General features: G+C 51.7%; 5 protein-coding genes. All 5 read right to left on the bottom strand.

What is annotated here, in order from left to right; translation table 11 throughout:
• Window positions 1–696: 696 nt before the first annotated feature.
• Window positions 697–2061, bottom strand: a complete 1365-nt coding sequence (locus tag Q0F21_RS03400; RefSeq protein WP_297237418.1) for a DUF4302 domain-containing protein — start codon at window positions 2059–2061, stop codon at window positions 697–699.
• Window positions 2062–2090: 29 nt separating this feature from the next.
• Window positions 2091–3218, bottom strand: a complete 1128-nt coding sequence (locus Q0F21_RS03405; protein ID WP_297237419.1) for a substrate import-associated zinc metallohydrolase lipoprotein — start codon at window positions 3216–3218, stop codon at window positions 2091–2093.
• Between the two features lie 16 nt (window positions 3219–3234).
• Complete coding sequence (locus tag Q0F21_RS03410) at window positions 3235–4866, bottom strand: RagB/SusD family nutrient uptake outer membrane protein (RefSeq protein WP_297237422.1); 1632 nt, start codon at window positions 4864–4866, stop codon at window positions 3235–3237.
• Window positions 4867–4899: 33 nt separating this feature from the next.
• Window positions 4900–8250, bottom strand: coding sequence for a SusC/RagA family TonB-linked outer membrane protein (locus Q0F21_RS03415; protein WP_297237424.1), 3351 nt, complete (start codon window positions 8248–8250; stop codon window positions 4900–4902).
• 565 nt (window positions 8251–8815) lie between these two features.
• Window positions 8816–9382, bottom strand: coding sequence for a 30S ribosomal protein S16 (locus Q0F21_RS03420; RefSeq protein ID WP_297237426.1), 567 nt, complete (start codon window positions 9380–9382; stop codon window positions 8816–8818).
• Window positions 9383–9492 lie beyond the last annotated feature (110 nt).

Here is a 9492-nt window from a genome sequence, read left to right on the forward strand (position 1 = left end):
CTAAAAAGCGGGCACCCCTGTCGGGGTGCATCGTTCACCACTCTTTACAATGAGTTGAATGGTTTCTGTACCACTCAGATGCGTCAGCCCTGCGCCCCCAAACTAAACCCGATATTAGTGATCACTAAACCCGGGTTTAGTGATCACTAATATCGGGTTTAGACTTCACCGAACTCTACCCGGCTCGATACGATACTCCCCGGCGCCGAGGATGCCCGCTCCCTTGCAGGTCGCCGTCACAACGAAGATGACCGATAAGTGAGACCACCCATCCTTTTAGGTTAGCCTCTCTAACGAGTATCAGATCCTTTACTGTTAAGCTCAAGTGCGTCAGTCCTGGGTTATTTCAGCCCTCGGGACATAAATTAGTCCCGAGGGCTGAAATAACCTCAAAAAGTGAGGGAAAAGGCACTCCTCACGCCCTTTTGACGAAAAAACGCCCCAAAAAGTCGCTCAGAAATCCTAAGAGACGCTCTTTCCTGGAGAAATCATCCAAGAAAGAGCGTCTCATTATCCCCCCATTTTTCAAAGGTCTCATTAGAGGAGTAGACGTATGTCAGTCGGGAAGAAGAAGCCGAGTCGAGTATGCCGTGTACTTCCGATAGAATGATTTCTATGTAAGATACCAGACAAGAGAGGAGCGCACCCTCATCAGATGCGCTCCTCATAATGTAGTCAAAAGTCTCGCGGACTCATTTAGTTCTCAATAAATCTGAAGTCAACCCAAAGTTTATACTGTGAATTAATCTCCTGAATACGTACGATGCCGTTATCCGGATCTTGCAAGGTAATCATGACCTTATTATCATCCCCTCCTGCAGTGGTAAAGAATGCTGTAAAGAGGGAGACGGCATTGAGATCCTCTGCGCGGAGGGCATTGCCTATCAGATCATGTGTCGTCCCTGTGAACTTGAGGCTGTAAATACCCTCATATGGAGCTACCTCCTCAAGCTCATAGGTAATACCGGGCCAGAAAGCCTTGCCATTCTCATCCTTGCACATAAAGTCAAACTCCTTGAGGCCAGACTGCAAGTACCACTGGAGAGTCACGAATCCGGGAAGGACAGCCCCAATCTTGCCTAAGAAGTTCATGGTAATATTATCTGCATCATTTAAAACAAAGAAGCCATTCGTGAAGTAGCCTCCGGGGCGAAGCATAAGTGGAAGCGGAGAGAGGTTGATCCAAACCTTAGGATTATCCTTGGCTGAAAAACGCTTACCCTCCTCGTCGTAGACAAAGTCGGAGTAAGACTTTCCGTCCACCTCAAGAGCCGGCTCCAGATGGAAGCCGCCCTCCGCATAAGAGACTACAAACTCCTTCTCCTCCTCACCCTCATTCATAGGGGCAAGTATCATCGTGAAGTTCGTCGGATTGGTAGATGACACCAAGGACTTAAGAGCCGAGACATCAAAGGAGATAGAGTTGAGTGGCTGCTCACCATTCATCAGCACCACTGCTGATCCATATTGAGTCAGCTGATTGGCAAGAGTATGGATAAGCCCCGTGATCCCATTATTGGAGAGACCTGCCGGCGCCTTGAGGGGGATGAGCTCGACCTTCTCACCGTACTTGAGTCCCTTGAGGACAATCTTCTCCGGAGATACAGAGTAGATGATGAAGTCATTCTCTCCCCAGTATCCCTCACCCTTCTTGATACTGGGATTGGGCTGAAGGGACGGGTCAGCAAGGACCGTCAGCGCACCCGGTGTATCAAAGGAGATCATCGGACCACTGTAGAGGGAGAGCGCATAGGTGGAGGTGGTAGGCTCATCAAGGTAGTCCGCCCACATCTTTACCGACTTATTCTCCCCAAAGAGCATCTGGACGGTATACTCACCTCCTATCGTCTTCTTGGGGACCTTGTAAGTCATCTGCCAGCCATTAGGATTGGCAAGCAGGGTCTTCTCACACTGCTCGAGCAGATCAAGTGCTCGACCATTATTTGTCTCACCGAAGAGCAGCTCCTGCTTATTGTCACACCCGGTGAGACCAAGAGCCACGACCAAGAGGGTGCCGAGCAGAGTGCTGCTGATGAGAGTGGATATATTAAGTTTTTTCATATCTGAAATCTCATTTAGAAGGATTAGCCTCAATTTCTTTTGCTGGCATCAAGCTGTGCCTCAGTAAGAGGACTGCCGTCCTCCTTGTGCTGTCCGGTCGCACACAATACGCGATTGTGTGTGTAGGGACTCACAGCATAGAAGGGTGCGATCACATACGAGCGCGTGGAAGCCGAGCTCTGAGGGATAATCTCAGGATTCTTAAGTGCCATCTCGGCATTCTTAAGTGCAGCATCACGGATCTCATCGAGATCAATATTCCAGGTAGCCTTGAGGTAGTCCCTCACCATAGCGAGCTTGGTAAGGATAGCCTGCCTACCCTCCTCAGCCTCCTTAGGATCAACGGGATTCGGATCATGGTCAGGATTGAGGACCAGCTCTTTCTCAGCCGCCTCGACACCCGTGGAGATGTGAGCGTCCCACTGCTCGGGGGTCATGGTGATGTAGAAAGCTAGGATCTCTACGAAGTCCTCGTTATGATTAAGCATGGAGTAATTGGAGGTAAATCCCTTAACCCTTGCCTCAGTATCACTAAAGTCAGTCCAGCGGATGGTATAGTGCTTCTTGGACACAGACTGGAAGTCCTCGGTGAACTTCTTATTCTGATGCAGAATATGACCAAACTCATGGAACATCGTGTGGACCGCCTCGCGGACGAAGGGATACTCCACACCGGGATACTGGTCATCCTCCTTCTGATCCCAGTAGTCAACGCCGTAGAAGACAAACTTACTACCGGCCTCTGCCTGAGCAAGACGGCGGGAGCCAAATTGGTAACCCCACTCGCCAAGCAGCATAAACTGCTTAGGGATGAGCGGCTTGATAAACGAGTTCCCCATCTCCTCCTGATAGGTCTTGATGAAAGTCTGCTTCAGCATAGTCAGGAAGGGCTGGACGTTCTCGGGTCTCGGAGGGATATAGTTACTGTTATATCCGGCCTCCTTGGTGTCCCACCTCCAGATGACCTCGATGTTGTATGGATCGGTATACTCTGCCTTGATCCACTTGTCGAGTGGGGTCTGATACCTCTTGAGCAGCGCAGTCTCTCTCTGGAAGTCCGGAGCGGTGAGGTCCTCCTCCTTCTTGCATCCTCCGAGGAGCAGTACTGATCCGATCAGCACGAGGAGGGAGCCATGTATATAATTCATGTATCTCATAATAATGGATGATCGATTACTTGGAGATTCTCTCTAAGTCCTTCTCGTAACCCGGATTCTTCTCCAGGTAGGGAAGTACGTTGGACGGAAGCTGGTAGGCATAGCGAGGATCGGTACCTCTCAGTACGATATACTCCTGCTTGGCGTTACCCTGCGAGAGGACATTGTGGACAATGTCCATACGGAAGTGCCTATTGTCCATCCAGCGCATACCATCGTGGATAGTGGCGATACGCTTCATATCCACGCAGGCACGCAGGTACATCTCCTGCTCAGGAGTGGTCTCAAAGGAAGGATTGAAGGTATTGATCTCTATCCCATAGACCGGATCGGGTAAGATCTTACCCACCTTGTCCTGATAGAAGTTAACGATCTTCTCCTTCGTCACCTTGTACAACGGGTCAGACTCATCATACCCCTTCATAAAGTGAGAAACGAAGATCTGAAGCAGCTGCTCGACCTTGGCAAAGTCATTCTTCATCGTGTAGGCCTCCGCCATATTGAAGAGTACCTCATCCCCACTAAAGAGGATCGCCTGAGTGTGGATAAAGCCTGTTTGGGTTGTCTTATCGGTCATCTCAAAGTGCTCCTCAATCTTAGGAGCAAAGGCATTGTACGCACTCCCATAAAATGGATAAGCGGCCTGAACCTTATTAACCTTACCAGGCTCGGGAGTATTGAGGAAGTTGGGTCCCCAGAATATAGTCCTTGCCAGACCCGGTCTACCCTCAGCAGGCCAGGATGCACCATAACGCCATCGTCCCTGATAGTTACGACACCAGCTCGAGACGAGTACAGACACAAGGAAGTTGGCGGGCTCTGTCTCCATACCCCAGATCTGTGCCATCTCACTGGTCGTACCCATGTAGAAGGAGTTGGGGTCATTGATGGTGCGGACATAGAGACTGGGGTCATTACCCATAGCCTCATTACCCAGCTCGATCACCTTATCCCACTTCTGGAGAGTCCTGTAGAGACGGGTACCGAAGGCGGCAGTAGCCTGTCTATTGAAGTGATACTTTACGACACTATAGTCGTCACGTATCAGCTTACTTCCCTCCTCGAAGTCCTTAGCGATCTTATCGTAGAGCTCCTGCAGCGTACCGCGCTCATACTCCTGGATCAGCTTATTCTCGGGGACAAGTGGGTAGGGGAGTCCCAGATCCTTGCCTGCTGTGGCCGGATCGTAGGGGATGGTAAAGGTCTGTGCCAGCATATACATGGCATAGGCACGAGCGACGAGAGCCTCTCCACGGGTGGCATCAGCCTGCTCGCCCTTAGCACCTACTCGGTCTAAGTCATAAAGCACCTGATTGGCCGCAGCGACGGCTTCATAGCAGGAGCGCCAGTATCCCTGAGGAGAGTCCTGATAGGTACTCTTGACCGTCTCCTCATAGAGATACATATTTTCATCAAAACTATTGAAAGGCGAGAGCCTTGAGCTGAGGTCAGCGACATTGTCGCAGCGGAGCTCAAAGAGAGGGGCATAGTGATACTCGGGATAGGCGGTGACAGCCAGCTCCTTGGCAGCCGGCACATCGTTGATCTGCGTACGATCATCCGGCGCCTGGCTCAGGAACCTATCGCAACTCACGAGGGAGAGCGAGATCAGTCCCAGACCAATTACGTGATATATTATTTTTTTCATACTTATCGGGTATTTCAGTCAGAGTGGGGTACTTTAGAATCCAAGGCGCAGAGTCAGTGTATACTGGTGCGGTGTAGGCATAGCCACACCACCGGTATTGGCAAACTCAGGATCCACGCCATTGAGCTTCTTGTCGGCATAGATCAGCCAGACATTGGAAGCCACAAAGCGCAAGGTGGCACTATTGATGCTGAGGTACTCCTTAAGGAAGTCTCGCGGAAGATTGTAGGAGAGCGTGATATCCTTCAGACGGAAGAAGTCACCCTTAGCCACTCGGATGTCACTGTAGTTGTAACCGGTGTAAGCCCAGCTGACATCTGTCCCCTCATCGTAGAGTCTCCAGCGGCTCTGGATGGCCGGGATATTTGTCGTCTTCTCATCACCGGGCACCTGCCACCTATTGAGCATCTCACGGGGCATGGTAGACTGATCAGAGTACCAAGTCGAGAAGTCATCGGGGAGACGAATCACGCTACCAGCCTGATAGGTGAAGTAGAAAGAGAGGCCAAAATCCTTGTACCGGAAGGTGTTGTCAAAACCACCGACGATGGTAGGATCGATCGAGCCCTCATACTTCAGGTAATCAAGGTCCTGATTATTCTGGAAGTTGATCCCCTTATAGCCGACAATCTCCTTGCCATCCTCATCTTTCTCACCCAACCAGAAGGTAGGCATACCGGTGTCATCAAGACCACGGAAGGGGAGAGAGAAGAGGGAGCGCACAGGATAGCCCTCACGTGGAGCACCTCCCTGACGAGTCAGAGTTCCTACGGTAGGGATGGCATCCAGCTTGGTAATCTTATTCTCGTTCCAAGAGAAAGTCAGGTTACTATTCCAAGCAAAGTCACCGGTATCCACGTTGGTGGTATTAAGGGTAAACTCGATACCATGGCTGTCCATATTGGCGGAGTTACCCCACTTACGCTCCTGACCACCGATACCTGAGGTGGTGACAAGACCGATAAGGTCGAAGCCCTTACGCCAGTAAGCGTCCATGCTCAGACTGACACGGTTGTTGAATAGTCCGAGGTCGCCTCCGACATTAAACTCATACTGCTTCTCCCACGTCAGGTCGCTATTGCCGAGCGCATCAATGTAGGTGAGGGTCTCGTCTCTCGAGGTAAGCCCACGGAAAGTACGACCGCTGTAGAAGACCGGCAGAGAGTTACGTGCCGGTCCCATAGATGCCGTCAGACCATAGGTAGCACGCAGCAGGGCTCTGGAGACGGTGTTGTTCATCGGGAAGAGGGTCTCACGGATATTCCAAGATCCGGAGACGTTCCATGTAGGCAGCCATCTGGAGCTGCGAGCCTTGCCGAGGAGGTTAGATCCATCGACACGTCCTGTGAGGTTGAGGGTGTACTTTCCCTGATAAGAGTAGGAAGCGGTGGCAAAGAAGGCCACAAAGCGATCATAGCTATTATAGAGCCCGTAGTAATTGCCACCCTGCTCGATGAGCTGCTTAAGGATCCGGTAGTCGGTATTGGGGGTCAGTCCCTTGTCGTACTGCATACCATAGCCATCGGTCCACCTATGCTCACGATCGGCATACTTCACCTCACTACCGACCATCATATTAGTAATATGATCTTCGTTGAAGATATTATTGTAATTGGCGGTAGCTCTGAAGTAGTAGTTGCGCAGGATGTCATCCTGAGTGTCGTAGAATCCACCATTGGGGAGGACCACCTGAGGATACGAATTGACCTGCTCCGGATCCCTATAGAGGTATGAGTTGTTATCGATCACGGAGGAGTCATCGGTAGCTCGATAAGCCATCGCCTTATTGGAGTGCTCAGTGACTCTATTTTGCTGCGAGGTCTTCACGAATCGAGCAGATCCGAGGGCACTCAGCTCCAGCTGCTTGATCGGCTGATAGGTCAGCTCTGCCTGAAACTTAGAGTCCAGCATCGTGATGCCGATCGTATTATTCTCCAGCTCGTTGATGATATTGAAGGGAGCGTAATTGCGACGGTAGTAGAAGAGATTGCCGTCACCACCCCGGACCCTCATCGTACGAGAGGTATTGAGTGCGTAGCTGAAGGGGTTGATATCAAAGTCGCGGACATAGGTACCATTGTAAGAGTCAAAGGTACGAGCATTAGTCCCCGGCACCTTCTGATCACGATAGGAGCTGGAGGTATTGAAGTTCAGTCCCAGCTTATCGGTAAACTTGTAGCCAAGGTTAAAGTTCGCAGTATACCTCTGCACCTTATCAGCGATGGACCAACCCGGGTCATTGAAGAGGGAGAGCGACCCATAGAAATGAGCCTTATCCGTACCGCCGGAGATACTCACAGCATGGTTCTGCTGGATGGCGTTGCGGAAGAGCTCTGAGAACCAGTCGGTGTTTCTCATAGCAGCAGCCTGGAGGAAATCAAGCTTTGCCTCTGTCGTATTAGGCATACCGAAAGAGTCGGTATTGGGATCGTACTGACTAAGCAGTCGGCTCATGACATAGAACTCACCCGCATTCTGGTTGCGCACCGTATTGGCGTAATTGAGGAAGCCCTTACGGTAAAGCTCCATATAGACACCCATCTGCTCGGCAGAGTTGAGGATATTGTAGTCCGAGTAGCGGGGTCTCTCGCGGAGGGTAAACTCGCCGCTGTAGCTGACTCTCGCAGTCCCCTGCTTTCCCTTCTTCGTGGTGATGACGATCACACCATTCATCGCACGTGCACCATAGAGTGCGGTGGCAGAGGCATCCTTCAGGATCTCAAAAGAAGCGATATCGTCGGTATTAAGCCCGGCAACAGCAGAGGAGATCAGCGTGGCAGCATTACCGGAGGAGAGGTCGTCGGGGCTGACATCCACCACATCCTCAAGTACCACACCATCAACCACCCAGAGCGGCTTGGTGTCACCATAGATGGAGGAGGCACCGCGGACACGGATCTTAGGAGCCGCACCGAAGGTACCGGAGACGTTCTGCACCTGGATACCGGCGGCCTTACCCTGAAGCATCTTAGCGATATCAGTACCACCATCGACGAGAGCGTTCTTAGCATCGATCTTATCAGCCGATCCGGTGAAGAGGCGGCGGTCGATCTTACTGTACCCGGTCTCTACGGTGACGCCCTCGAGGAGCTGTGCGTCGGGCTCCAGCTTGATGGTCAGCGTGGCTTTCGCCTTGACCTCCTTGGTCTTGTATCCCACATAGGAGACGATCAACGTCGCTCCTTGATTCACCGTCAAGGTGAAGTGGCCATCCATGTCCGTGGCGGCCCCATTTTTCTCTACGCCCTTCTCACGTATCGTCGCTCCTATGATCGTTTCGCCTGTCTCATCGAGGACCGTACCCTTGACGGTCAACTTCTGAGCAAAAGCACAACTGATCGATAGCAGAAGGAAGGCCAGTAGCAGTTCGATTTTCCTTTTCATACTTGCTATTGATGATTAAGTAAGTCAGCTGTCGGATGATACAACCCGCAGTCTAAGTTCGTCAACTCACAAAGAGTAGCGAAGAACACCTATGATAAAAAAACTGAAACCGCGCCACTGATTACGAAACAAAATCAGGCTTCATCGTGGCGTTTCTCAGATATTTAAAGTGCCATTCGGACTCTTTGCCAGCTACCTCCAATGTTAATCCTTTTTAGAGAAACCTACAAGTATTTGCAGGGCGTTCTCACGCACAGCAGCTGTTTTAACAGTTCCGCCAGTCAAACGGACGAAAAAATGCCAACTGTGCATTGCAACTTAACATGTCGTAAATGTTAGATCAAAAGAAGTGACAATAATAGATGGGAAAGGGAGCTAACTGCAAATAAGAGACAAGGAGGGGAGGTGGAGGTGGTATATTTGCACTCTCTTCGCCGGGATGTCCGATAGAGCAGCCTGTGATGGTCGCTTGGTAGGAGTTACCAGGGATGTGGCAGGCAGGATATGACGAAGGGGGTCCGCACGATGTCGTGCGGACCCCCTCGGCTTGTATCTTGTGGCGAGGTTACTCTGCGGCGGGTGCCTCAGGAGCTGCCTCCTCGGCAGGAGCCTCCTCAGCGGGAGCCTCAGCAGCAGCCTCGGCAGCGGCAGCCTCCTCAGCGGCCTTCTTGGCCTCGGCCTGCTTCTCGGAGATCGCCTTGGCACGAGCCTCATTGATCTTGCGCTCTGCATCGAGGAGCTTCTTGGCAGTGTCACGCTTGGCGGACTCGACCTTCTCCTTCTCGCTCTCGTAAGAGCTCTTCTTTGCCTTCATCCACTCGTCGAAGCGCTTCTGAGCCTCCTCCTCGGAGAAGGCGCCCTTGCGTACTCCTCCACGGAGGTGCTTCATCATCATCACGCCCTCACGGGAGAGGATGCTGCGCACGGTGTCTGAGGGCTGAGCGCCCTGCTCGATCCAGTAGAGCGCGCGCTCAAAATTGAGATCCACGACGGCGGGATCGGTATTGGGGTTGTAGGTGCCCAGCTTCTCGATGAAACGACCATCGCGGGGTGCTCTACGGTGTGTGACGACGATCGAGTAGAAAGCGTAGGCTCTGTGACCGTGTCTCTGCAGTCTGATAACTGTTGCCATAATCTATGGGTATATATAATAATGAGTGTCATGCGTCCCACGGTCTCTCCGAGAGGTACTCGACCCTGGAGGTGAAACGCGGGGGCAAAGGTACGAAATATCTCCTTGCC

The sequence above is a fragment of the uncultured Porphyromonas sp. genome (genome assembly GCF_934359325.1).
Lineage (GTDB): Bacteria > Bacteroidota > Bacteroidia > Bacteroidales > Porphyromonadaceae > Porphyromonas_A.

Excerpts from the sequence above, each read along its gene's own strand:
- Q0F21_RS03400 (WP_297237418.1), bottom strand. The coding sequence starts at position 2,061 with ATGAAAAAACTTAATATATCCACTCTCATCAGCAGCACTCTGCTCGGC.
- Q0F21_RS03405 (WP_297237419.1), bottom strand. The coding sequence starts at position 3,218 with ATGAGATACATGAATTATATACATGGCTCCCTCCTCGTGCTGATCGGA.
- Q0F21_RS03410 (WP_297237422.1), bottom strand. The coding sequence starts at position 4,866 with ATGAAAAAAATAATATATCACGTAATTGGTCTGGGACTGATCTCGCTC.
- Q0F21_RS03415 (WP_297237424.1), bottom strand. The coding sequence starts at position 8,250 with ATGAAAAGGAAAATCGAACTGCTACTGGCCTTCCTTCTGCTATCGATC.
- Q0F21_RS03420 (WP_297237426.1), bottom strand. The coding sequence starts at position 9,382 with ATGGCAACAGTTATCAGACTGCAGAGACACGGTCACAGAGCCTACGCT.